Source organism: Domibacillus sp. DTU_2020_1001157_1_SI_ALB_TIR_016, assembly GCF_032341995.1.
Classification (GTDB): Bacteria; Bacillota; Bacilli; order Bacillales; family Domibacillaceae; genus Domibacillus; species Domibacillus indicus_A.
On the sequence record NZ_CP135439.1, the window covers coordinates 1,170,076 to 1,193,821 of the forward strand.

The 23,746-nt window shown below is 46.8% G+C and carries 29 protein-coding genes and 1 other annotated feature; of the genes, 27 read left to right on the forward strand and 2 right to left on the reverse strand.

All coding sequences use genetic code 11. The annotated features are described in order from the left end of the window. Nucleotides 1-4: 4 nt before the first annotated feature. From RRU94_RS13730 to pheA, 20 genes are all read left to right on the forward strand, one after another. Nucleotides 5-613: a hypothetical protein gene (locus RRU94_RS13730; protein WP_315694888.1), complete on the forward strand. Its 609-nt coding sequence runs from the start codon at nucleotides 5-7 to the stop codon at nucleotides 611-613. Then, nucleotides 610-1,419 carry a hypothetical protein gene (locus tag RRU94_RS13735; protein ID WP_315694890.1) on the forward strand — a complete coding sequence of 270 codons (810 nt, stop codon included), beginning with the start codon at nucleotides 610-612 and terminating at the stop codon, nucleotides 1,417-1,419. Before RRU94_RS13730 ends, RRU94_RS13735 begins: the two co-directional genes overlap by 4 nt. 1 nt (nucleotide 1,420) lies before the next feature. Beyond that, a complete protein-coding gene (locus RRU94_RS13740) occupies nucleotides 1,421-1,840 on the forward strand; it encodes a type II secretion system protein (RefSeq protein WP_315694892.1) in 420 nt (139 codons plus the stop codon). 79 nt (nucleotides 1,841-1,919) lie between these two features. Then, complete coding sequence (locus RRU94_RS13745; RefSeq protein WP_315694894.1) at nucleotides 1,920-2,510, forward strand: hypothetical protein; 591 nt, start codon at nucleotides 1,920-1,922, stop codon at nucleotides 2,508-2,510. Nucleotides 2,511-2,620: 110 nt separating this feature from the next. Further along, nucleotides 2,621-3,205, forward strand: coding sequence for a Maf family protein (locus tag RRU94_RS13750; protein WP_315694896.1), 585 nt, complete (start codon nucleotides 2,621-2,623; stop codon nucleotides 3,203-3,205). Between the two features lie 18 nt (nucleotides 3,206-3,223). After that, complete coding sequence (radC, locus tag RRU94_RS13755) at nucleotides 3,224-3,931, forward strand: RadC family protein (protein WP_315694898.1); 708 nt, start codon at nucleotides 3,224-3,226, stop codon at nucleotides 3,929-3,931. 136 nt (nucleotides 3,932-4,067) lie between these two features. After that, nucleotides 4,068-5,078 (forward strand): rod shape-determining protein, encoded by a 1,011-nt coding sequence (locus RRU94_RS13760; RefSeq protein WP_315694900.1) that lies wholly within the window; start codon nucleotides 4,068-4,070, stop codon nucleotides 5,076-5,078. A 103-nt stretch (nucleotides 5,079-5,181) separates the two neighbouring features. Then, nucleotides 5,182-6,075: a rod shape-determining protein MreC gene (gene mreC, locus RRU94_RS13765; protein ID WP_242233329.1), complete on the forward strand. Its 894-nt coding sequence runs from the start codon at nucleotides 5,182-5,184 to the stop codon at nucleotides 6,073-6,075. Continuing rightward, nucleotides 6,072-6,584 carry a rod shape-determining protein MreD gene (mreD, locus tag RRU94_RS13770; protein WP_315694904.1) on the forward strand — a complete coding sequence of 171 codons (513 nt, stop codon included), beginning with the start codon at nucleotides 6,072-6,074 and terminating at the stop codon, nucleotides 6,582-6,584. Before mreC ends, mreD begins: the two co-directional genes overlap by 4 nt. Before the next feature lie 66 nt (nucleotides 6,585-6,650). Next, a complete protein-coding gene (minC, locus tag RRU94_RS13775; protein WP_315694906.1) occupies nucleotides 6,651-7,328 on the forward strand; it encodes a septum site-determining protein MinC in 678 nt (225 codons plus the stop codon). Next, on the forward strand, nucleotides 7,329-8,135 hold the full coding sequence (gene minD, locus RRU94_RS13780; protein WP_315694908.1) for a septum site-determining protein MinD: 807 nt from the start codon (nucleotides 7,329-7,331) through the stop codon (nucleotides 8,133-8,135). A 71-nt stretch (nucleotides 8,136-8,206) separates the two neighbouring features. Further along, the gene (locus RRU94_RS13785) at nucleotides 8,207-8,644 is read left to right on the forward strand and encodes a hypothetical protein (RefSeq protein WP_315694910.1); all 438 of its coding nucleotides are present in this window, start codon (nucleotides 8,207-8,209) and stop codon (nucleotides 8,642-8,644) included. Continuing rightward, nucleotides 8,637-9,458, forward strand: coding sequence for a site-2 protease family protein (locus RRU94_RS13790; protein ID WP_315694912.1), 822 nt, complete (start codon nucleotides 8,637-8,639; stop codon nucleotides 9,456-9,458). Before RRU94_RS13785 ends, RRU94_RS13790 begins: the two co-directional genes overlap by 8 nt. Nucleotides 9,459-9,505: 47 nt before the next feature. Then, nucleotides 9,506-9,580: a sequence feature (ribosomal protein L21 leader region), on the forward strand. Nucleotides 9,581-9,592: 12 nt separating this feature from the next. Next, entirely contained in the window at nucleotides 9,593-9,901 is a 309-nt protein-coding gene (gene rplU, locus RRU94_RS13795; protein WP_251269559.1) for a 50S ribosomal protein L21, read from the forward strand. Between the two features lie 12 nt (nucleotides 9,902-9,913). After that, entirely contained in the window at nucleotides 9,914-10,246 is a 333-nt protein-coding gene (locus tag RRU94_RS13800; protein ID WP_242233336.1) for a ribosomal-processing cysteine protease Prp, read from the forward strand. Nucleotides 10,247-10,262: 16 nt separating this feature from the next. Further along, nucleotides 10,263-10,547 (forward strand): 50S ribosomal protein L27, encoded by a 285-nt coding sequence (gene rpmA / locus RRU94_RS13805; protein ID WP_309089865.1) that lies wholly within the window; start codon nucleotides 10,263-10,265, stop codon nucleotides 10,545-10,547. Nucleotides 10,548-10,679: 132 nt separating this feature from the next. Continuing rightward, the gene (locus RRU94_RS13810; protein ID WP_315694915.1) at nucleotides 10,680-11,246 is read left to right on the forward strand and encodes a Spo0B C-terminal domain-containing protein; all 567 of its coding nucleotides are present in this window, start codon (nucleotides 10,680-10,682) and stop codon (nucleotides 11,244-11,246) included. Nucleotides 11,247-11,260: 14 nt separating this feature from the next. After that, nucleotides 11,261-12,550, forward strand: coding sequence for a GTPase ObgE (obgE, locus tag RRU94_RS13815; protein ID WP_315694917.1), 1,290 nt, complete (start codon nucleotides 11,261-11,263; stop codon nucleotides 12,548-12,550). 33 nt (nucleotides 12,551-12,583) lie between these two features. Further along, nucleotides 12,584-13,039 (forward strand): ACT domain-containing protein, encoded by a 456-nt coding sequence (locus tag RRU94_RS13820; RefSeq protein WP_050181236.1) that lies wholly within the window; start codon nucleotides 12,584-12,586, stop codon nucleotides 13,037-13,039. 32 nt (nucleotides 13,040-13,071) lie between these two features. Beyond that, nucleotides 13,072-13,941: a prephenate dehydratase gene (gene pheA, locus RRU94_RS13825; RefSeq protein WP_315694920.1), complete on the forward strand. Its 870-nt coding sequence runs from the start codon at nucleotides 13,072-13,074 to the stop codon at nucleotides 13,939-13,941. A gap of 37 nt (nucleotides 13,942-13,978) precedes the next feature. On the opposite strand, the gene RRU94_RS13830 is transcribed toward pheA, so the two are convergent. Together RRU94_RS13830 and RRU94_RS13835 are read right to left on the reverse strand one after the other, a co-directional pair. Next, nucleotides 13,979-14,512: a transcription repressor NadR gene (locus tag RRU94_RS13830; RefSeq protein WP_315694922.1), complete on the reverse strand. Its 534-nt coding sequence runs from the start codon at nucleotides 14,510-14,512 to the stop codon at nucleotides 13,979-13,981. A gap of 22 nt (nucleotides 14,513-14,534) precedes the next feature. After that, nucleotides 14,535-15,638: an IscS subfamily cysteine desulfurase gene (locus RRU94_RS13835; RefSeq protein WP_315694924.1), complete on the reverse strand. Its 1,104-nt coding sequence runs from the start codon at nucleotides 15,636-15,638 to the stop codon at nucleotides 14,535-14,537. Between the two features lie 96 nt (nucleotides 15,639-15,734). On the opposite strand from RRU94_RS13835, the gene nadB reads away from it, so the two are divergent. The 7 genes from nadB to RRU94_RS13870 all read left to right on the forward strand — a co-directional run bounded on the left by nadB (nucleotide 15,735) and on the right by RRU94_RS13870 (nucleotide 23,746). After that, the gene (gene nadB / locus RRU94_RS13840) at nucleotides 15,735-17,321 is read left to right on the forward strand and encodes an L-aspartate oxidase (RefSeq protein WP_315694926.1); all 1,587 of its coding nucleotides are present in this window, start codon (nucleotides 15,735-15,737) and stop codon (nucleotides 17,319-17,321) included. Further along, the gene (gene nadC, locus RRU94_RS13845) at nucleotides 17,275-18,135 is read left to right on the forward strand and encodes a carboxylating nicotinate-nucleotide diphosphorylase (protein WP_315694928.1); all 861 of its coding nucleotides are present in this window, start codon (nucleotides 17,275-17,277) and stop codon (nucleotides 18,133-18,135) included. The genes nadB and nadC overlap by 47 nt, the downstream gene beginning before the upstream one ends. Continuing rightward, nucleotides 18,122-19,222, forward strand: coding sequence for a quinolinate synthase NadA (gene nadA, locus RRU94_RS13850; RefSeq protein WP_315694930.1), 1,101 nt, complete (start codon nucleotides 18,122-18,124; stop codon nucleotides 19,220-19,222). The genes nadC and nadA overlap by 14 nt, the downstream gene beginning before the upstream one ends. A 64-nt stretch (nucleotides 19,223-19,286) precedes the next feature. Beyond that, nucleotides 19,287-19,961 (forward strand): LysM peptidoglycan-binding domain-containing protein, encoded by a 675-nt coding sequence (locus RRU94_RS13855; RefSeq protein ID WP_315694932.1) that lies wholly within the window; start codon nucleotides 19,287-19,289, stop codon nucleotides 19,959-19,961. 235 nt (nucleotides 19,962-20,196) lie between these two features. Then, nucleotides 20,197-20,949 carry a DeoR/GlpR family DNA-binding transcription regulator gene (locus RRU94_RS13860; protein WP_315694935.1) on the forward strand — a complete coding sequence of 251 codons (753 nt, stop codon included), beginning with the start codon at nucleotides 20,197-20,199 and terminating at the stop codon, nucleotides 20,947-20,949. Beyond that, on the forward strand, nucleotides 20,946-21,875 hold the full coding sequence (gene pfkB / locus RRU94_RS13865) for a 1-phosphofructokinase (protein ID WP_315694937.1): 930 nt from the start codon (nucleotides 20,946-20,948) through the stop codon (nucleotides 21,873-21,875). Before RRU94_RS13860 ends, pfkB begins: the two co-directional genes overlap by 4 nt. Next, a complete protein-coding gene (locus RRU94_RS13870) occupies nucleotides 21,872-23,746 on the forward strand; it encodes a PTS fructose transporter subunit IIABC (RefSeq protein ID WP_315694939.1) in 1,875 nt (624 codons plus the stop codon). The genes pfkB and RRU94_RS13870 overlap by 4 nt, the downstream gene beginning before the upstream one ends.

Below are 23,746 nucleotides of genomic sequence, written 5' to 3' on the forward strand. Positions count from 1 at the left end.
ATGCATGTTAATCGATATTAATCTACTTCCGGCCAAACGAAAAAAAAATATCCCTCTTTTTGTCTGGCTCCTAACGGGCGCGGCAGTGCTGGCGGCAGGCCTTGCTCTTTTTGCGGCTGTCCATATCAAGCAGGGGCAGGTCGAGCGGGCTGAAAAGGAACTTGCGGCCCAGCAGCAGCTGCGGGAAGCACTTGAACAAGCGGCGCAGAATGCCAGCTCCGGTACTCAAACAAGTGCAGACCAGCTCCAGCAGGCGGCAGAGTGGTCACAAACAAGGCGGCTGCCCGCTTCACCAATTTTGGAGCACCTTGTATCCCTTTTGCCGGAACGCGGTTTTTTCCAGGCGATATCTTATGTAAGCGACGAGGCGATGAATTTAACGGTTCAATTTGATACGAGCAGGGAAGGAGCTTACTATCTGGCTGAATTAAAAGATTCAGAATGGGTGGAAAGCGCGTCGATTCTTCAAGTAGATACCTCAGTGGATGAAACGGAAGAAGAAGCGAAACAAATTCTTGAATTAACCGATGGGCTTCCGCGTTATTTAGTGCAGTATGAAATTGTATTTAACCGGCAGGCTGTCCTGCAAAAGGTGGAGGAAGCGAAAAAATGAGCAAAAAAAACATTTATATAAGCGTGTTTCTCATTTTAATCCTCCTCCTATTCATTTATTGTTACTTTGCTTTTTACCGGACGGCCGCTGTAAAGCTCGAAACAGTAGAGCGAGAAAAGCAGGCAGAAGAAACACTGGTCGCAGCGCTTGAAGCAAACAGCGGCGGATCTGGTATAAAAGGCCCGTCTGTTGCGACAAGTTCTCTGCAAAACAAAGTGCCGGTCAAGCCGATGAGTGACAAGCTGATGCTCGATTTCGAAAAAGCCGAATTGTTATCCGACAGCTTGATCACAGCAATTGTGTTTACCGAAGGAGAAGAAGAAACACAGCCTGTTTCAGAGGAAGAAAGCAATACAGACGAAACGCCGGAAAATCCGGATACAGCTGCAGATGAAGAAAATGCTTCAGAGGAAGAACAGGCAAATGAGCCGGAAGAGGAAAATATCACGGACGGTACAGAAGCCGAGACGGATGCTCAAGAGGAGCCCCTTCCGGAAGAAACACTGCCAGCGGGTATTGGAAAAATCCGCGCCCAGCTGACTATAGAATCACCCGGATTTGCAGAGATGAATGCTTTTATCGACTCGGTTGAAAATCAGATGAGAATGATCCGCGTGGAGCAGCTGGAATTTACCGGGCCGGAAGAAGCGGAGAAAATAAAAGGGTCGAATGAACCGGTCACGTACAATTTGACTGTTGCCGCGTATTATATGCCGGAGCTGACGGATCTTTTCGAAGATACGCCAGAAGTGGATGCGCCGGACCCTGCCAATAAACAAGATCCGTTTGCAGCCATAGAAGAGTAATATGAAGATAAATGAAAAAGGCTACACCCTAATAGAGCTGCTCGCTATAGTAGTCATTCTTGGTATCATTTCAGCTATTGCCGTTGTCGGCATCGGCCGCTTGATTGAGCAGTCAAAAGAAAAAGCATTTGTTGCACAGGCTCTTCATTTCAAAGAAGCGGCAGCATTGTTTGTGACAAATGAGCGGGTCGAAAATCCGGATGCGATACCTGAACGCGTGACTTACAAACAGCTGTATGAAAAAGGATTGGTAGAGAAAGTGATCGACCCATTTACAGACAAACTGCTCGATCCGGACGAGAACGAAACCTACGTCGGTATTCGCTCAAACGGGTCTGTTTATAAAGTTTGTTTGTATGGTGAAGGAAAACAGCTTTGCCCCGATACACTGGCAGGTTTAGAAGAAAAGAATATTAAATAAGAGAAAGAACAAAGCGTCCTGCGTTTTGTTCTTTTTTAATAGATTCGTCGTATATATAGAGTGATGAGGAGGGATAGACATGGAAGAGCCGGACTGGACACGCCGGGATGGAGAAGTATTGATTTGGCAGCTTCCTGGTGAAGAAACGGTGCTGCAGAAGCCGAAGAAAAAGCCTGCTTTAAAAGCGGGGACAGGAATCTTAATCATTGTTGCTGCTCTTTTAACAGGCAGTGTATTTGGGCTGTTAATGATGAGCGCGGTTCCGGATCAAAAATCAGCCAAACAAGTGCAGGCATCGGGTGCACCTACTGAGCAGGCGCCGTCAGAAGAGGAGTCGGCCGAAAAAGGAACAGCCGCTTCCGAAAAAAGTATTTCGCTGTTTGTTCTTCAAGGAGGGCTTTATTCCACAAAATCGGCGGCAGACGAAGCAGCTGCTGCATCAGAAGAGCGAGCTGCTGTTCTTTCATCAGAGAAGCAATACAGCATGATCTACGGTGTTTTTTTCTCCAAACCCGAAGCGGATCAAGCCGAGCGTCAATTGGAAGCGGGCGGAACAGCCGCTTATGTAAAAGAAACGAAAGTCACTGTTTCAAGCGAAGAAGAAAAAGTGTTAAAAAAAGCGGCAGAGGATCAGCAGCTGGAAGAAGCTGCCTCGATTCTGTCACCGTAGCCTGCCTCCATCCGGCGGGTTTTTATTGTTTGCCGGTACGTTGTTTGATATGATAAACGCGTAACTCCCAATGACTCTTTATATCCAACCAAAAGGAAAGGTGATCCTCTTTGACCCACATTATTTTGGCTTCATCATCGCCCCGCAGAAAAGAATTGCTTGCTCAAGTAAACATTCCTTTTACCGTTCATGCGGCCAATACCGACGAAACCATCATACCTGGAACGCATCCGGCTCAGGCAGTTGAGCAGCTTGCTCTTCGAAAAGCAGAAGCTGTTTTGGCTGAATATCCGGATAAAGTAGTGATCGGTGCGGATACCGTTGTGTCTGTTGACGATCGTATTCTTGGAAAGCCGGAAACCGAGCAGGAGGCGATGGATATGCTTTGCAGGCTTTCCGGCCGTCACCATGCCGTTTATACCGGTGTTGCCATTCTCTCGAGAAATGAAAGAGTGGTCTTTCATGAAAAAACCGACGTTGAATTTTGGGAACTGACAAAAGCGGAGATGGCGGCTTATATCAAGACAGGTGACCCGTTTGATAAAGCAGGCAGCTATGGAATTCAAACAGCCGGCGCGCTTTTTGTTAAAGCGATTCACGGTGATTATTTTAATGTAGTGGGACTGCCGGTTTCCTCACTTCACCGCCGCTTGAATCAATTGGGCCTTCTTGAGGACGGGCCGGTCCGCGATTGAAAGAAGGGAAGAATCCAAATGACCCATGATAAAACAATCCCATCTCAGCCGCTGATGATACGGGATGTTCCGCCGCACGACCGCCCGCGTGAAAGAATGATTGCGAGCGGTCCGCACAGTTTATCCAACCATGAACTCCTCGCTATTTTACTTCGTACCGGCTCAAAAGAAGAATCGGTTCTGCAGCTGTCCAATCGCATTTTAATCCACTTTGAAGGCCTTCGCCTGCTCAAGGATGCCTCACTTGAAGAAATTACATCCATCAAAGGAATAGGGAGCGCCAAAGCGATTCAGCTGATGGCGGCCGTTGAAATAGGGCGGCGTATAGAACGCTTAAAGTATGATGAGCGTTTTACCATCCGCTCTCCGGAAGATGCTGCTAATTATATGATGGAAGAAATGCGCTTCTTAAGCCAGGAGCATTTTGTCGCACTTTACTTAAACACAAAAAACCAGGTGATGCACAAACAAACCCTGTTTATTGGCAGCTTAAATGCCTCGATTGTCCATCCGCGCGAGGTCTTTAAAGAAGCATTCCGCCGCTCCGCCGCTTCGATTGTCTGCCTGCATAATCATCCATCGGGCGACCCGTCTCCGAGCCGTGAAGACATCGATGTAACTAAACGGCTGGTGGAGTGCGGAAAAATATTAGGCATTGATATCCTCGACCATTTGATTATAGGTGAGAAGAAATATGTGAGTTTGAAAGAAAAAGGTTATTTATAACGCTATGCTTTTTTTTTTCGTTCCGCTATAATATAAGTTATGGTTTTTGAGAAGCTTTTCACACATTTTGAAACAGCCATATCTAGTGAAATGATCACGATAAAAAGGGTCTATTGAGGAAAGGGAGATACACTACATGTTTGGAATTGGGAGCCGTGACCTTGGCATCGACCTTGGAACAGCGAATACACTTGTTTATGCAAAAGGAAAAGGTGTTATTGTACGGGAGCCATCTGTTGTTGCATTGCAGACAGATACAAAACAGATCGTGGCAGTTGGAAATGATGCACGTAACATGATCGGCCGGACACCGGGTAATATCATTGCCACTCGCCCGATGAAAGACGGTGTTATTGCCGACTATGAAACAACAGCCACAATGATTAAGTACTACATTAAGCAGGCGACAAAAGGTGCAAGCGGCTTCCTATCAAGCAAGCCGTATGTAATGGTTTGTGTGCCATCTGGTATTACAGCTGTTGAACGCCGCGCGGTAATTGATGCGACACGCCAGGCGGGGGCACGGGATGCTTATCCGATTGAAGAGCCGTTTGCAGCAGCTATTGGGGCCAATCTTCCTGTATGGGAACCAACGGGAAGCATGGTAGTAGATATCGGCGGTGGTACGACAGAAGTCGCGATTATTTCGCTTGGCGGTATTGTGACAAGCGAATCACTTCGGATTGCCGGTGATGAAATGGATGATGCGATTATTGCGTATATCCGCAAGCAGTACAATTTGCTGATCGGAGACCGGACAGCAGAAATGATTAAAATGGAGGTCGGGTCAGCCGGCGATGCGGAAGGCATTCCAAACTTGGAAATCCGCGGCCGTGATTTGTTGACAGGATTGCCGAAAACGATTGAAATTACTGCACAAGAAATAGCAGATGCGCTAAAAGACACAGTTTACGCCATTGTAGAAACGGTAAAAGGTACCTTGGAAAAAACGCCTCCGGAATTAGCGGCCGATATTATGGACCGCGGTATTGTACTAACGGGCGGCGGTGCGCTGCTGCGCAATTTAGACAAGGTGATCAGCAAGGAAACCAATATGCCAGTTATTATTGCCGAAAATCCACTTGACTGTGTTGCAGTAGGAACGGGTCTTGCATTGGATCACATTCATCTGTTTAAAAACAAATAATCTTTGACGATGAGGCCGGTTCTCCGCGCGTCTTAACCGGTTTGCCGGTGCGCGTTGAACCAGCCTCACCGTTTTGAATGCTTAGAAAACTGAGGTGGAATTCATGCCGCACTTTTTAACAAACAAGCGGTTGATTATATTGCTCGGCAGTATTATTCTTCTTGTTGCTATGATTGGTTTTTCCATGCGGGACCGGGAGAACATCACTTGGCCGGAAAAATTTATTAAAGATGTAACAGGTTTCGGGCAGAATATTGTGTCGAAGCCCGCGGGTGCTGTGGAGTCTTTTTTTGACGATGTAAGCAGATTGCGCCATACATATGAAGAAAATGAAAAGCTTCGTACTCACTTGGAAGAGCTTGCCCAGCTGGAAAGTGACGTGGCGCGTCTTGAAAAAGATAATGCCGAACTCCGTAAAGTGCTTGAGAAAGAAGACAGCCTGGCTGATTACGAGCCCGTGCAGGCAACGGTCATTGCCCGCAATCCTGACCGCTGGTATGAGTTGATTACCATCGATCAAGGAGAATCAAATGGGATTGAGCCGGATATGGCAGTGATGACAGCGAGCGGCTTGGTTGGAAAAGTACAGAGTACGTCAAAGTTCACGTCTACTGTGCAGCTTTTGTCGGCTCACGATTCAAACAACCGCGTTTCGGCGCTTGTCCAAGGCGACAAAACCGTTTATGGGCTTATTGAAGGATATGATGAAGAAAAACAAATGCTTCAATTAACGAAGATTCCATCCGATGCGAAAGTAAAAAAAGGACAAGCTGTCACAACATCCGGCCTTGGCGGCGTTTTCCCGAAAGGCCTGGTGATTGGAAAGGTGTCAGAGCTCGTTCCGGATGAGTTTGGTTTAACGCAGACAGCACTTGTCAAACCGGCCGCAAGCTTTTACGATTTGGAACACGTTATGGTGTCCAAGCGTAAAATGACAAAAGTACTGCCTGAAGAGGAAGACCGCCAGCAGGTAGTGGTTGAGGAGGAAGGAATGTGAAAAAAGCGCTCCTTCCTCTTTTAATGATCGCCCTGTTTTATAGTGATAGTGTGTTTATGATCTTTTTTTCAGAACAGGCCTTTGACGGGGCTTATATGCCGGTTCCGCGTTTTTTTATCATTGGCCTTTTGTTTATGTCTGTTTTCTTTGACAGGAATACAGCTATAAAATATGGCTTTTTCTTCGGCTTTTTATTTGATATGTTTTATACAGGGCTTCTAGGCGCCTATTTCTTTTTCCTGCCGCTTATCGTTTACATAACATCCATGCTGACGAAATGGCTTCATGGTACGCTGCCTGTTTTTCTCGTTATCGTGTTGTTTGATATTGCCCTGCTTGAATTGGTCATGTACGGATTGAATGTGCTCGTACAGCGGACAACCTTTTCATTTGAGCAGTTCACCTATATGCGGCTTTTGGCAACGCTTGTGTTAAACGCTCTTTTTTACATTCTGTTTGCCCTCCCGCTTCGAGGTGCTTTTTTGAAATTGAAAAAAGTGTTCGATTAAGAGAGAAAAAAGGAATATCGGATAGCGCTGTCGAATATTGAGACGTACAGAGGTGGGATACTTTCTATGAAACAAAGTCAAAATGTCGTCATTAAAGGGACGAAAGACGGCCTGACTCTTCAGTTAAGTGATAAATGTTCCTATAATGAATTAATAGAGGAATTAACCGAAAAATTAGATGCCGTTACAAAAGACGGCGAAAATGCACTCATTACAGTCACGGTTCAAACAGGGAACCGATATTTGACTGAAGAAGAAAAAGAAGAACTGCGTCAGCTGATCAGGCAGCGCCGTCATCTAGTTGTCGAAGACATCAAGTCCAACGTGCTGACAATTGACGAAGCTATACAATGGAAAGAAGAAAATGAAATTGTTTCATATACAGGCCGTATCCGTTCCGGTCAGGTGCTGGAAGTGCCAGGAGATTTACTGCTGATTGGGGATGTAAATCCTGGCGGTGCTGTGATGGCAGGAGGAAGCATTTTTATCATGGGGGCGCTAAAAGGCATGGCGCACGCGGGCTGCTATGGAAATGACAATGCGGTAATTGCCGCTGGGAAAATGATGCCGTCCCAGCTGCGGATCAGCAGTCATTTAACCCGTTCACCAGACCGATATGATGAAGAAGACATTACAGAATCGGAATGCGCGTTTATTAATGAAGCACAACAATTGGTGATTGATCGGCTGCAAGTATTGAAATATTTGCGTCCTGATTTATCGACGTTTAAAGGGGGCTTTTAAGTGGGGGAAGCAATTGTCATTACTTCTGGAAAAGGCGGAGTCGGCAAAACTACAACGACCGCCAATCTCGGCACAGCGCTTGCGCTGCAGGAGAAAAAAGTATGTCTCGTTGATACAGATATCGGTCTTCGTAACCTGGATGTAGTCATGGGACTTGAAAATCGGATTATTTATGACCTTGTTGATGTAGTGGAGGAGCGATGCAAAACGCATCAGGCTCTTGTAAAGGACAAGCGTTTTAATGATCTCCTCTATTTGCTGCCGGCTGCCCAAACGACCGATAAGTCTGCTGTTCAGCCTGAGCAAATGAAAAAATTGGTCGATGAATTAAAACAAGATTACGATTATATTTTAATTGACTGCCCCGCTGGAATTGAGCAGGGATATAAAAACGCTGTAGCTGGAGCAGACCGCGCCATTGTCGTGACTACACCGGAAAAGTCGTCCGTCCGGGATGCAGACCGTGTAATTGGTCTTTTGGAAAAAGAAGAAGGCATGGCACCGCCAAAGCTTGTGGTAAACCGGATACGCAATCATATGGTCAAAGAAGGTGACATGCTGGATGTGGATGAAGTAGCTGCTCATTTGTCGATTGAGCTGATCGGGATTGTAGCAGATGATGATGAGGTCATTAAATCGTCTCACAACGGAGAGCCGGTTGCGCATAATCCGAACAACCGCGCTTCAATCGCATATCGGAACATCGCCCGCCGTATACTCGGCGAGTCGGTTCCGCTTCAGCCGCTTGAGCAGGAAAAAGATACGTTTTTCACGAAGTTCAAACGATTTATCGGCATGAGCCGATAAAAAAAGCCGCTTTTTTAAAGCGGCTTTTTTTCTTTAGACGGCATATACATAAGCAGGCGGGAGGGATTCTGATGATCAAGAAAGTCCTCGTTTCTGTTTGCTTATTTGCGGCCGTGTATGTTAATCAGCACACCTCCTTTGTGCAAACCATCTTTACCCGTGACTTTTCGTTTGCCGTTTTTTCGGCCGCATATGAGGAACAATTCGGTCCTTTATTGCCGGCTATGCATCAAACAAATGACAGGCAGACTTTCGTTGCCAGCACAAACAGCCTGCTCGCCGCAGAACAAAACGGCGTAGTGGTGCGGGTTGGCGCTGAATATATCGTCATTCAGCAGGAAGATGGTTCAGAAATGGAGGTGAAGGGACTGCGTCCTCATTCGTATCGTCTTTTTGAACGCATTAAACAAGGGGAGCCGGTTGGATCCGCTTCTGGAAAATCGGTTGAATTCATCGAACGAAAAAACGGCCAGATTCTTTCTTCCAGAAAAGTGAATGTAAATGAATAAGATATCCATTCATCCGATCACCTGGCTGTTTGGGGCTGTTGCTGCTGCTACAGGTCTTTTTTTAGAAGGGCTTTGTATCGCCCTCATTCTGTTTGTCCATGAAATGGGGCATGCTGCCGCCGCTAAAGCAGCAGGCTGGCGCATCACCAAAATGGAATTCCTGCCCTTTGGCGGAAAGCTTGAAACAGATGAGCATGCGGGACGGCCGCTTGTCGAAGAATGGCTCGTTGTCATCTCTGGTCCTTTTATGCATGTCCCTATGCTTGCGGCAAGCACGCTTATGCAAAAAGCCGGCTGGATCAGCGCAGATGTATCGCAATTGCTGTTTCAATTAAATGCTTTTATTTTTTTGTTTAATCTGCTGCCGGTCCTGCCGCTTGACGGGGGGAAAATGGTTCAGCTCTTTCTATGTACACTTCACCCTTACTACAAAGCGTACAAGCAGTCGATCTTTTTTTCATTTGCGTCGCTTGCTTTGCTGATGGGGGCAGCTGTTGTTCTGCTTCCCTTTTACGTCCAGCTCGTTTTAACAGCTTCCTACGTGGCCGTCCAGCTTCTTGTCATGTGGAAAGAAAAAGAGGTAATGTTTATCCGGTTTTTAACGGCCCGCTATTATGAGCCGGTTTCACTGCGCCTGCTTGATCTGCCGGTATTGAAATCAGACCGCCTTCTTTACACGGTCAGAAGGTTTAAACGAAACCGGACGCATACGCTTAAAGTGAAAGGCGGCAGGGACATGACAGAAGAACAGCTGCTTCAATCCTTTTTTGCCGGAAAAAAATACATCCGGGAAGTTGATGAAAATATGGATTGACACTTCTTTTAAAAGATGATAGAATTCATATGTTATTGTTTGTAGCACCCGTGCTACAACCGCGCACAGCAGGTTTTAAGTATCGATCGATCACCTGTTAAGTGGCGAGTCTGAGTAAACAGGGAGGTGCAGAAATGTACGCAATTATTGAAACAGGCGGCAAGCAGGTTAAAGTTGAAGAAGGTCAAGCAATCTACATCGAAAAATTGAACGCACAAGATGGTGACACTGTCACTTTTGATAAAGTTCTTTTCGTTGGTGGCAACGACGTGAAAGTCGGCAGCCCAGTCGTAGAAGGCGCAACTGTAACGGCTAAGGTTGAAAAGCAAGGACGCGCGAAGAAAATCATCGTTTTCAAATTCAAAGCGAAGAAAAACTACCGCAAAAAGCAAGGACACCGTCAGCCTTACACAAAAGTAGTCATTGAAAAAATCAACGCATAAGGCGATGATGCAATGATCTATGTAGATGTGAACAAAAACGAGGCCGGGCTCATTCAATCATTTACGATGAAGGGACATGCCGGCTTTGATGAAAGCGGCAAAGATCTTGTCTGCGCCGGTGCATCAGCTGTTTCATTCGGCGCCATTAATGCAGTACAGGCATTGACCGGTATCACCCCTCATATCGAACTGGGGGAAGATGGCGGCCTGCTTTACTGCAAAGTGCCGGATGGACTGCCTGAAGACAAGCGCAGCCAGATTCAGCTTCTGCTCGAAGGCATGGTCGTTTCACTGCAGACGATTGAAGAAGGGCACGGACAGTATATTAAGATAAATTTTCTATAGGAGGTGAAATCACATGTTGTTGAAATTGGATCTTCAATTTTTCGCATCCAAAAAAGGGGTAGGTTCTACAAAGAACGGACGTGACTCTGAAGCAAAACGCCTTGGCGCTAAACGTGCTGACGGTCAATTCGTTACAGGTGGTTCAATCCTTTACCGTCAACGCGGTACAAAAGTTCACCCAGGTGAAAACGTTGGCCGTGGCGGCGATGATACATTGTTTGCGAAAACAGACGGTATCGTTCGTTTCGAGCGCGTTGGACGCGATCGTAAAAAAGTAAGTGTTTATCCTGCTGCTCAATAATTGGATGAACGAATGGAGGCGTTCTGAAAGTCAACCTTTCGGAGCGCCTCTATTTTTTTGTGTGCAGGCTTTGAGGTTTTCCCGTTCAATTGGGACATTTTTCTGCTATACTAAAAAAAGAATGTGTGAACGTTGGAACGAGCGGGGGGTGTGATCAGCCAAGTGGAAAATGAAAAATGGACGTTGTTAAAAACGCTTCGTCATGCGCGTCATGACTGGATGAATGATATACAAATTGTCAAAGGGTATCTTTCTCTTAATAACATTGATGCCGCAGCCCGAGCTGCAGATCATATCATTTTAAAGGCTGTACAGGAGTCGAGGCTGTGTAATCTTGGCATGCCGGGGATGGCGGAGCTGTTTATGACGTTTAACTGGTCGCAGCACTTATTCCGGCTTGAATACGAACTGGATGAATCCATTGCAGCCGGCACGGCGGACGACCAAAAAGCGTGCCGTTTCTTTAATCGGTTATTTTCACTGCTGGAGCAGCATGTAAAAGAATTTAACGAGCACGAGCTGTTTGTTCATTTATCTGAAAAACAAGGGTCTCTTGCTGCAGAGATGGAATGGATGGGAGAAGTGGCTAACCGGCCGCTGCTTCTGAAGAAAATAAAGGAATTTGCGCATAGTCTTGAGCTTAAAAGTGCTGTGTGGGAAACGGATTCCGGGGATATACTAATGGAAGTGACATTTTAGGAGGAACAGACAATATGTTTGTAGATCAGGTTAAAATATATGTTAAAGGCGGCGACGGAGGTAACGGGATGGTCGCATTCCGCCGTGAAAAATATGTACCGAACGGCGGGCCAGCCGGCGGCGATGGCGGAAACGGCGCGAATGTAGTGTTTGAAGTGGAAGAAGGACTCCGCACATTAATGGACTTCCGTTACCAGCGCCATTTCAAAGCGCCGCGCGGCGAGCACGGCATGAGCAAAAACATGCATGGCCGTAATTCAAAAGATATGATTATCAAAGTTCCGCCAGGCACAGTTGTAACAGATGATGAAACCGGAGAAGTGATTGGGGATCTCGTAGAACACGGGCAGCAGGCCATTATTGCACGCGGCGGCCGCGGCGGCCGTGGAAACAGCCGCTTTGCGACACCGGCTAATCCGGCACCGGAAATCTCTGAAAACGGGGAGCCGGGTATCGAGCGTAATGTTACGTTAGAATTAAAGCTTTTGGCAGATGTAGGACTTGTCGGTTTTCCAAGTGTAGGGAAATCCACTCTTCTTTCAGTCGTAACGGCGGCTAAGCCAAAAATCGCGGCCTACCACTTTACAACGCTCGTTCCAAATCTCGGCATGGTTGAGACCGAAGACGGCCGGAGCTTTGTTATGGCCGATCTGCCAGGATTAATTGAAGGTGCGCATGAAGGAACCGGACTTGGCCATCAATTCCTGCGTCATATCGAGCGGACGCGCGTCATTGTTCACGTACTTGATATGTCTGCGATGGAAGGCCGTGATCCGTATGAGGATTACGTAACCATTAACAATGAGCTAAAAGAATATAATCTTCGGCTGACAGAGCGTCCGGAAATTATTGTAGCCAATAAAATGGATATGCCGGAAGCAGAAGAAAATTTAAAAGTGTTCAAGGAAAAAGTAGGAGAAGATGCGGTTATTTTCCCAATTTCTGCGCTGACACGCAGCGGGCTGCGCGACTTGCTGTTTGCTATTGCCGATAAAGTGGAAGAGACGCCTGAATTCCCGCTTGAGCACGAGGAAGAAGATTTGTCTGTAAACCGGGTGATGTACCGCCATGACAAGCAAGCCGCTGAGTTTGTGATTACACGCGGTCCGGATGGAGCGTTTGAGCTGACAGGCAGCAAAATTGAAAAATTGTTTAAAATGACGGACTTCTCGCGGGAACCATCTGTTCAACGCTTTGCCCGCCAGCTGCGCTCAATGGGAGTAGATGAAGCGCTGCGTGAACGGGGTGCTGAAAACGGCGACATCGTCCGTCTGCTTGATTACGAATTTGAATTTGTCGATTAAAAGCTGCAGCCGGCGGTTTTGAGGGGGAGCGACATGGGGAAGAAAGAACAGAATGAAAAATTTTATCTTGTCCGCGAAGATGTACTTCCGGAAGCGATGAAAAAAACGCTTGATGCAAAAGAATTAATCGAACGGAAACGAGCAGACTCTGTCTGGGACGCGGTTCAACAAGTGGATTTGAGCCGCAGTGCTTTTTATAAATACCGCGATACGGTGTTTCCGTTTCACACCGTTGTCAAAGAGCGGATCATTACTTTATTTTTTCACCTGGAAGACCGATCGGGTACCTTATCTGAACTGCTGGCCGTTGTCGCGAGCTGCGGCGGAAACGTGTTGACGATTCACCAGACGATTCCGCTGCAGGGACGCGCAAACGTGACGCTGTCCTTGAATGTGACCGGCATGATCACCGGGCTGGACGAGCTATTATCTCAATTAAAAAAATTGGAATTTGTTGATACAGTAGAAGTGCTCGGTTCGGGCGCATAAGTTGTTTGAAGAGAAGACTGGAGTGAACTGTTTTGAGGAAAATTGCTTTTTTAGGTCCCGCGGCTACATTCACTGATATTGCAGTATCAGAAGCATTCCCGAATGATGAGCGGATTCCATGTGTGACTATTCCGGAATGCATGGACTATGTTATTGAAGGAAAAGCAGAGCTGGCTGTCGTACCGATTGAAAACGCCTTAGAAGGCACGGTTAATATGACTATCGATCATTTATTTCATGAAGCAGATCTAACCATTGTCGGCGAACTAACGGCTCCGATTCAGCAGCACCTGCTTGTTCATCCGGACAATGCCGATAAATGGACAGAAGCTAAAAGAGTTTTGTCGCATCCGCATGCCATTGCGCAATGCCACAAATTTTTGCACCGTCATTTTTATGGCATTCCATCGCAGCAAATGACTTCGACGGCGGCCGCAGCGAAATATGTAAGTGAGCATCCGGAAGAATGCATTGTAGCCATAGCGAATTCACTTTCAGCAAGAGAATATGGCCTGTATACAGCAAAAGCAGATATTCATGATTTTGCGTTTAATCATACTCGTTTTCTTGTTTTATCTAAAACACACGAAGAGTTATCGTTTTCACTTCCTAAAACAGGCGGTAAAACAACCATTGTTGTTACGCTGCCGACAGACCGGCCGGGGACGCTTCATCAAGTACTGGCAACGTTCGCCTGGCGAAATCTGAACCTTGCGAAAATTGAGTCTCGCCCTCTTAAAACAGGTCTGGGCAATTACTTTTTCATTATTGACGTTGCACAGCGCATCGACGATGTGTTAGTGCCGGGCGCTTTCGCTGAGATGGAAGCACTCGGATGCAAGGTGCAGGTGCTCGGAAGTTATTACGGCTATGAAGTAGGACAAGCCGCAGAAAAAGCATAAAAAAGAAGCCTGTTTTAAAACGGGCTTCTTTTTTATTTTATTGAAGCAAAAATCCGGCTTCACGCAAAGCCTGCTCAGCTTCATCAAGCACCGCGGCTTCTTTGGCGGACAATGTATGCAAATGAACACCCTCTGTCAGCTCAGACAAGTAAGCCGCACCTGTTTGATTGATTTTATCCAAAAACTGCATTGCTTCTTTTCGATTTGATACCATAATGGACGCGGTTAAATCACCATAAACCGGATGTTCAATTTTAACGTCTTTTACAAGAACACCAAGGTCTACGAGGAGAAGAAGCTCTTCTTTTGTTTGACCGGGCGGATGCGAGCAGGCAACGACCCGTTCCACTTGTCCGTTCTGAGGTGAATCCATATATACATACCCTTGGCTTGTCGCCACAATTGGAATGCCGCGGGCTTTAAGCAGCGTAATATCTCCGACTACAACCTGACGGCTCACTTGTGCCCGTTCGGCCAGCTCACTCCCGGTCAGCGGATTCTGGCTTGATTGAAGCCAGTGCAAAATCTGCTCACGCCGATTTTCACCGATCAGTTTTCTTTTATCTATCATGATGCAATCCCTCCACCGGTAATCATAGCACAACCGCTTGTTTTGCAACATGAATAAGCGCCTGTCCGAGCTGCAGGACTTCGTCTTCTGTCGTCTCAGAACCAAATGAAACGCGGAAAAACTGCCGTGCTTCTTCCATGGACATTCCCATCGCAAGTGCTGCTTTCATGCCTGATGCAGAAGAGGCGTCACAAGCACTCCCGGTTGAGATGAACATATTCCGGGCATTTAAAGCCAGCATCACCAGCTGTCCTTCCACGCCGGGAATACACATACCAATTACACCCGGGTACTGCTTGCTGTCTGGCCCTTCAATCCACCGAATCGAAGAGTCCTTCAGCTCCTGTTTCAGCAGACGACGCAGGGAGGAAAGCTTCTCAAGAGATGAATTCGTTTGGGCAGCTTCTGCAAAAGCCGCAGCAGCTGGTGTATCCACTGTACCGCCGCGGACGCCTTTTTCATGCGTTAAACCGGGAAACACAGGCTTTAACGCATGAAACGGAGACAGATAAATGGCCCCGCAGCCTTTTGGGCCGCCGACTTTATGGGCTGAAAAAGTCATGGCGTCGGCGTGAATGGAATGAAGAGGCATTTTGCCAAACGATTGAACACAGTCTGTATGAAAAAAAATCCCTCGCTTCTTTGCCTCCACAGCCAGTTCTTCCACCGGCTGAATCGTACCGATTTCCGGGTTAATATGCTGAATGGAAATGAGCCCGGTTTGGGGGGTGATCGATGCTTTTACCGCTTCTGCAGCAACAATTCCTTCCCCGGTCATTGGCAGCTTCGTCACAGAGAACCCTTCTGATTGCAGAACGGACATCGCAGAATGCACGGATGTATGCTCTGCCATAGAGGTAATGATATGTTTTTTTCCGCTGCTTCGCGCTAAGGAGAGAATCGCCAGCAAATTCCCTTCCGTTCCGCTGCCTGTAAAGTAAATCCCCTCTTTTTGCACACCAGCCCGCTCAGCAATAAGAGCTCGGCTTCTTTCAAGCAGGAGGGAAGCGCGTGTTCCTTCATCATGCGGACTGGAACTGTTTCCCCAAAAACAACCTGCTGCTTCTATATATATATCGAGTGCCTCTTTTTTCATTGGAGAGGTGGCTGCATAATCAAAATACATATTATCCCTGCTTTCTGAGCAAAAAATTAAAGCTTGTCTTTCTTTTTATTTTATGTAAAGATAGGTGTCAAGACAACTGTAAAGTGAGGGTGGGCAATGAAAAAAATGCCACAGGCGGTCATTATCGGCTCCGGGATTGCGGCGCTGCAGGCCGCTAGACATTTAGCGCTGCATATGAATGTGATTGTTATCACAAAGACGACGATTCGGCAAAGCAACTCTTACTATGCGCAAGGCGGTATTGCAGCCGTTTTGTCTTTATCTGATACAAATGAATCTCACATACAAGATACTCTCGCGGCGGGTGAATACCATCACAATCAAGAAGCAGTCAGAGAGCTGGTTGTAAAAGGAGCTCGTGAAGTAAACAGCTTATTGAGGGAAGGGTTCCCGGCCGATCGGCAAGCAGATGGAAGTCTTTCATTCGGTTTAGAAGGAGCACACAGCGCAAGCCGGATTATTCATGCGGGCGGCGATGCAACCGGGAAGTGGACAATTGAGCATTTAATCGCACACCTGCCGGAGCAGGTCACGATCCGTGAAGGAGAAATGGCGATTGAACTCATTGTTCATGATGGTATCTGCACGGGTGTTAAAACAAAATCAAGTCAAGGGGATTTGTATCACTATGATGCAGACCATATTGTGCTGGCAACGGGCGGGGCCGGAGCTCTTTATTCGTTTACCTCTAACCAGGAGACGATTACGGGTGACGGGATTGCTTTGGCCTGCCGGGCTGGAGCCGCAGTAACCGATATGGAATTTATGCAATTTCACCCGACTCTTTTATTTATAAATGGCGAAACGAAAGGACTCGTTTCAGAAGCGGTCAGGGGAGCGGGAGCTGTACTGGTCGATGAGCAGGGCCGCAAAATAATGAAGGATATACATCCGCTCGAAGATTTAGCACCCCGTCATGTGACAGCTTTTGAGATTTACAAAGCCCGGCAGCAGGGAAGAGATGTTTTTTTGGATATCTCGATGATCAAACAGTTTGACCGCCGCTTCCCATCTATTGCCGCATTATGCCGCCGGAACGGCATAGACGTTACAAAAGGACGCATCCCTGTTGCGCCCGGAAGCCACTTTTTAATGGGCGGCGTAAAAACAGACACATGCGGCCGTACAAGCGTAAAAGGGCTGTATGCAATTGGAGAAACAGCCTGTACAGGTGTGCATGGGGCAAATCGTTTAGCAAGCAATTCTCTCCTTGAAGGCCTCGCCTTTGGAAAACGTTTTGTTGAAGCGGTGCTTCACGACGACGAAGAGAAAAGAAGTGTTTATGAACCGGAGCCGGTGATGCCGGCTTCCCCTCCGCCGCTTTTACAAAAAGAAGAGCTTCAGGCGGCTATGATGGAGGGAGCCGGTATTATCCGGACAAAGAAAACGCTTCAAGAACTCGAAGACTGCTTAAAGCAGGCAGGAACACAAAAAGGGGATATCAGCGGCTGGCCGATCGAGAAAATCGAGCGTTTCTTTATGCATATAACTGCTTATTTGATTGTTTCCGCCGCGTTAAAACGTACTGAGTCACGCGGCGCTCATATTCGGGCTGATTACCCGGAAAAAAATGAGCAATGGGCAAAAACATGGATTACCTTTCAAAATAAATGGCTGTATACAAGGAGTGAAGAACATGAATGGCATGAAACTGGACGATATGCTGAAAGCTTTTTTTATTGAGGATATAGGAGATCGCGACCTGACAGGGGAGAGCATTTTTAGTGAACATGAAGCAGGGACGTTTTCTTTTTGGGCAAAAGAAGCCGGTATTTTTTGCGGAAGAGCTGTGATTGAACGGGGGTTCCGGCTCGTAGACGAAACCATTTCAACAAGTGTACTGAAACAAGACGGCGACCAGGTGAAAAAAGGAGAATGCCTTGCAAGAATTACAGGGCCGTATCGATCGCTTTTAGCAGGAGAGCGGGTCATTTTAAATTTGGTTCAGCGAATGAGCGGGATTGCCACAGCCGCAGCAGCCGCGGTAAAAGAAACAGAAGGAACAAGGGCGAGAATATGTGATACAAGAAAAACAGTTCCCGGCCTTCGTATGCTTGAAAAGTATGCAGTTCGGACAGGCGGTGCATTCAATCACCGCAATGGGCTTTATGATGCCATTATGCTGAAAGATAACCATATTGCATTTGCAGGCGGAATTAAGCAGGCTGTTACAAAAGCGAAGCAGTCATGCGGACATACCATCAAAATTGAAGTGGAAATTGAATCGGAAGAACAGCTCAAAGAAGCTGTACAGGCAGGCGCGGATATTATTATGTTTGATAACTGCACGCCGGCCCAGATCGAAGCATGGCTGCCTCTTGTACCGGCGCATATTGAAACAGAAGCATCAGGAGGCATTGAGCTTGAAACAATCCGTGACTACGCGTTAACGGGAATCGGATGGATTTCGCTTGGCGCATTAACACATTCCGTTCAAGCACTTGATATTAGCGCAAAAGTAGAAATGAAAGGAGAGGTTTTACATGGCATTAACTGAACTGGTTAAAGGGATGCTGCCGGATCGGTATCGGCAAATGGCGCAGGAAGATATGGAAGCACGGGTGCGGGAAATTAAAAAGGAAATGGGCAAATCGTTATTTATTCCTGGCCACCATTATCAAAAAGATGAAGTCATTCAATTCGCAGATGCAGTAGGAGATTCTCTTCAACTTGCACAGGTCTCAGCAGCGAACCGTGAAGCAGAACATATTGTATTTTGTGGCGTTCATTTTATGGCGGAAACAGCCGACATTTTAACAAGTGAAAAACAAACGGTTTACCTGCCGGATATGCGTGCAGGATGCTCCATGGCGGATATGGCTGATATTTACCAGACAGAGCGCGCGTGGACAGCCCTTCAGGCGTTGTTCGGTGACACGATGATTCCTCTGACTTATGTCAATTCAACCGCAGCGATAAAAGCTTTTACCGGACGCAATGGCGGGTCATGTGTCACTTCATCCAATGCAAGGTCAATGGTAGAATGGGCGTTTACGGAAAAGCCGCGTATTTTGTTTTTGCCGGATCAGCACCTTGGGCGAAATACAGCTTTTGATATTGGTGTGCCGCTTGAAGAAATGGCGGTCTGGAACCCGATTACTGATACATTGGAATATGAAGGAGATATAGAAAAAGTCCGGGTTATTTTATGGAAGGGACACTGCTCGGTTCACGAAAATTTCACGGTCGCTAATATTGAAGAACTGCGCCGCACACGGCCGGACATGAAGATTATCGTTCATCCGGAATGCCGTAGAGAAGTAGTGGCGCTGGCAGATGATAACGGCTCCACAAAGTATATTATCGATGTGATTGAGCAGGCAGAGCCAGGTACAGCCTGGGCTATTGGAACAGAAATGAACCTTGTTAAACGGATTATGGCGCAGCATCCGGACAAAGAAATCGTCTCGTTAAATCCGAATATGTGTCCGTGCCTTACTATGAATCGGATCGATCTGCCACACCTGCTTTGGTCACTGGAAACCATTGCAGAAGGAAAGAGCGGAAACATTATTCGAGTGGATGCACGCACGGCCCAAGAAGCCAAATGGTCGCTTGACCGTATGCTGGCACGAGCATACTGATTTTTCGCACACCGGCCTACCGGGCGCATACAATATGGGAGAATGATCATTGAGGAGGGACACAATGAAGATCCATATTGTGCAGCGCGGTGATACGCTATGGTCGATTGCCGAGAAACATGGAGTGACGTTTGAAGAAGTACAAAAACTAAATGCCCATTTGGCCAATCCGGATATGATCGTTCCGGGTATGAAAATTAAATTGCCCGATACGGCTGTAATAATGGAAAAAAGCCATCCATATGCAAACAACAAGCCATTTGCATACCCACCTTTAATGGAAGAAACAATAGGAATGGAAGAAGCAAAGGGAATGGAAGAAACAAAAGGAATGGAAGAAGTAAAGGGAATCGAAGAAGACATGAAATCTGAACCCGAACTGACCATGCCGGAAGAATGGATGACAGAGCCGGTACCGGCACCAACGGCAGAATCTGTACCAACGCCAGCACCAACACCATCGATGCCGTCTGTGCCGCCGATACAGCCTATGCCATCGATGCCATCTGTACCGCAGGTGCCATCCATGCCATCCGCACCGCCACAGCTTGAACATGAGATGATGATGCCTTGTCCGCCAATGCCATGTTACTTTGTGCCGGTGCCTTGCCCAGTGCCGTATATGCACCAGCCTTACGGGTTGATGCCAGAGATGGAAGATGAGGAAGAACAAGAGCATCATGATAACATGCATTATCCGGAAATGATGATGCCAAAATGCCCATACTGTCATCGTTGACTGAAAAGGCGTGCGCTTTCGCACGTCTTTTTTTGTATGGATGGAAAATAGTATATCTTTGTATATTCACATAATTTTCAGATAAAATAGTACGGAAAATGCCCGCTTTTTTCATAAATCAGTCACAAATAATCAAAACATGAATGTTTTTGAGAAATAATGATTGAAAATGATTGTTTTTGTATGAAAGCGGTTATATAATGAAAGTAACAAAAACAAAGGAGGGATGCAGCCAGTGCTGACAGAAGAACGCCACGCCACGATTTTAAATCTTTTAAAAGAAAAAGAAGTGGTTAAGATTCAAGAACTAACAGAAGCAACAAGGGCGTCAGAATCTACTATCCGCCGCGATTTGACGGATCTGGAAGAATCAGGACTCCTTAGGCGGGTTCACGGCGGCGCTGCAAAAGTATCCAGGAAACGTATTGAACCAACGATGGGTGAAAAAAGTAATCGTTTCTCAGAAGAAAAGCGTGCGGCCGGACGCCTGGCTGCATCCCTTATTGAAGACAATGACTGCGTGTTTATTGATGCGGGAACAACAACACTGGCTCTTATTCCATATATTCAAGCGAAAAATATTGTCGCCGTCACGAGCGGTTTTGATCATTTGCGTCTCTTAGCTGAACAGGGAATTGAAGCGTACGGAACCGGCGGCCGGTTAAAGAAGTCTACGGAAGCTTTAACGGGAACAGGAGCGGTACACGGCCTTCAGCAATATTGGTTTGACAAAGCATTTCTTGGTGTAAACGGGATTCATTTAAAAGCAGGGTATACTACACCGGATCCGGAAGAAGCAGCTGTGAAAACAGAGGCAATAAAGCGTGCACAGCAGCCGTTTATTTTAGCGGATGCGTCGAAGTTTCAGGAAAGCACGTTTGCTCATATTGCTAATCTTGAAGACGCAGTCATAATTACGGGCAAAATCCCGGAGAAAACAAGACGGATGTTCGAGAAAGTAACGGACATCAAGGAGGCACTATCATGATTTACACATGCACACTAAACCCGGCCATTGATTACGTAATACGGGTCGATCAATTTCAAGCAGGCGGATTAAACCGCTCTGAAAGCGCCGATATGTATGCCGGAGGAAAAGGAATTAACGTATCGCGTGTTCTGAAGCGCCTTGAAAGCGACACGTGCGCGATTGGTTTTGCAGGAGGATTCACCGGAGAGTTTATCAAAAGCGAACTGGATCGCGAAGGGGTATCTCACCGCTTTACACCTGTTGAAGGTGCCACACGTATTAATGTAAAGCTGAAATCAAACAGCGAAACAGAAATCAATGGTCCATCACCCCTTATTTCAGACGAGAATGCGAAGCAGCTGGTTCAGCTAACGAGTGAATTAACGGATCGGGACTGGCTTCACATCGGCGGAAGCGTACCGTCTTCACTGCCAGCAGACTATGCAGGAACATTAATTGATGCGGCAAGAGCAAAAGGGGCGCGGGTTGTCGTTGATACAAGCGGCGCAGCTCTTAAAGCACTTCTTCCATACAAGCCGTTTTTCGTGAAACCAAACCATCATGAGCTTGGTGAATTGTTCGATACAAAAGTAGAAACAAAAGAACAAGCCGCTTCTATTGCGAAAAAACTCGTAGATGAAGGCGCTCAAAACGTGATCGTTTCCATGGGCGGCGATGGTGCTGTTCTTGTTCATAAAGAAGCCGTTTATTTCGCTTCTTCACCAAAAGGCACAGTGAAAAACACAGTCGGATCCGGTGACTCCATGGTAGCAGCATTCATGGCTAAAATCGATGCGGGTCTAGCGCCGCATGAAGCGTTCCGCTGGGCGGTAGCAGCAGGAAGCGCAACAGCGTTTTCGGATGATCTGTGCACAAAAGAGGAAGTAGAAGACGTGTACAGCCGTGTGACGATTGTAGAAGCAGAACAGGAGGGATTAGTATGAAAATTACAGACTTGCTGAAAAAAGACACAGTCATTATGGACTTGTCTGCAACAGATAAAGCGTCTGTTATTGATGAATTGGTTGCGAAACTAGATCAAGCTGGCCGCTTAAACGACCGTGCTGCCTATAAAGAAGCCATTTTAGCCCGTGAAGCACAAAGCACAACAGGTGTTGGAGAAGGCATTGCCATTCCACACGCAAAAACAGCAGCGGTTAAAACACCGGCTATAGCATTTGGCCGTGCGAAAAATGGAATTGATTATGAATCATTAGACGGACAGCCATCTACACTTTTCTTCATGATCGCGGCTCCAGATGGTGCAAACGAAGCGCACTTAGAGACCCTTTCAAGCTTATCCGGCTTTTTAATGGATCCTGGCTTCCGGGATGAGCTAATGAACGCCAAAAACAAAGACGAAATTATTCAAGCGTTTGACCTGCGTGAAAATGTAGAAGAAAAAGAAGAAACAGCTGCTCCTGCTGAGGCGGATGCACCGCTTGTACTGGCGGTAACAGCCTGCCCGACAGGGATTGCGCATACGTATATGGCAGCAGACTCACTAAAAGCAAAAGCGAAAGAAAAAGGCTTGAATTTTAAAGTGGAAACAAACGGTTCAAGCGGCGTGAAAAACGCGCTTACAGCCGATGAAATTGCGAAAGCGTCAGCGATTATTGTCGCAGCGGACAAGCAGGTAGAAATGGAGCGCTTTAAAGGCAAGCATGTGATTCAAGTGCCGGTGGCACAAGGCATTCGCAACCCGGATGGACTGCTTGACCGTGCCGTAAAACAAGATGCACCTGTATTCCAGGGCGGCGGTGGTGCTTCAGCATCTTCATCGAAAAGCGATTCTTCAGCTGGCAACGCATTCTACAAGCACTTAATGAGCGGTGTATCCGCAATGCTTCCACTTGTAGTCGGCGGCGGTATTTTAATCGCGATTTCATTTTTCTTTGGTATTAATGCAGTAAATCCTGATGATCCAACATACAATCCGTTTGCAAAAGCATTGATGGATATCGGCGGCGGCAGTGCATTTGCTCTTATGATTCCGATTCTTGCTGGATTCATTGCGATGAGTATTGCGGATCGTCCTGGTCTTGCTCCTGGTTTAGTTGGTGGTATGCTGGCTGCAAATGGCGGCTCTGGTTTCCTTGGTGGTTTAATCGCCGGTTTCCTTGCTGGTTATGCAGTTGTATTGTTGAAAAAAATCTTTGCTGGCCTTCCGCAGGCATTGGATGGCATTAAGCCAGTTCTGTTGTATCCGCTATTCGGTATCTTTATTACCGGTATGGCAATGGTTTATGTGATTAATGGTCCTGTAAGTGCCCTGAACCAATGGCTTGTAGATGTCCTTGGCGGAATGGGAACAAGCAACCTTGTTCTTCTTGGTGTGATTCTTGGCGGTATGATGGCTGTTGATATGGGTGGCCCGATTAACAAAGCCGCTTTCACATTCGGTATTGCGATGATTGATGCCGGCAACTTTGCACCACATGCGGCTGTTATGGCTGGCGGTATGGTTCCGCCGCTTGGTATCGCGTTTGCGACAACATTCTTTAAAAATCGTTTTACTGTACAAGAACGCGATGCAGGTAAAACAAACTACATTATGGGTCTTTCTTTTATCACGGAAGGCGCGATTCCATTCGCTGCAAAAGATCCAGCACGCGTAATTCCAGCAGCAGTAGCCGGTTCAGCAGTAGCCGGTGCGCTGACCATGATTTTTGGTGTTAAATTGCCTGCACCACACGGCGGAATCTTCGTTTTCCCTGTTGTACAAGGCAACCCGCTTCTTTACCTGGTAGCAGTCCTGGTAGGCGCAGCTGTAACAGCTCTCCTTCTTGCTGTTTTGAAAAAGCCAGTTAAATAA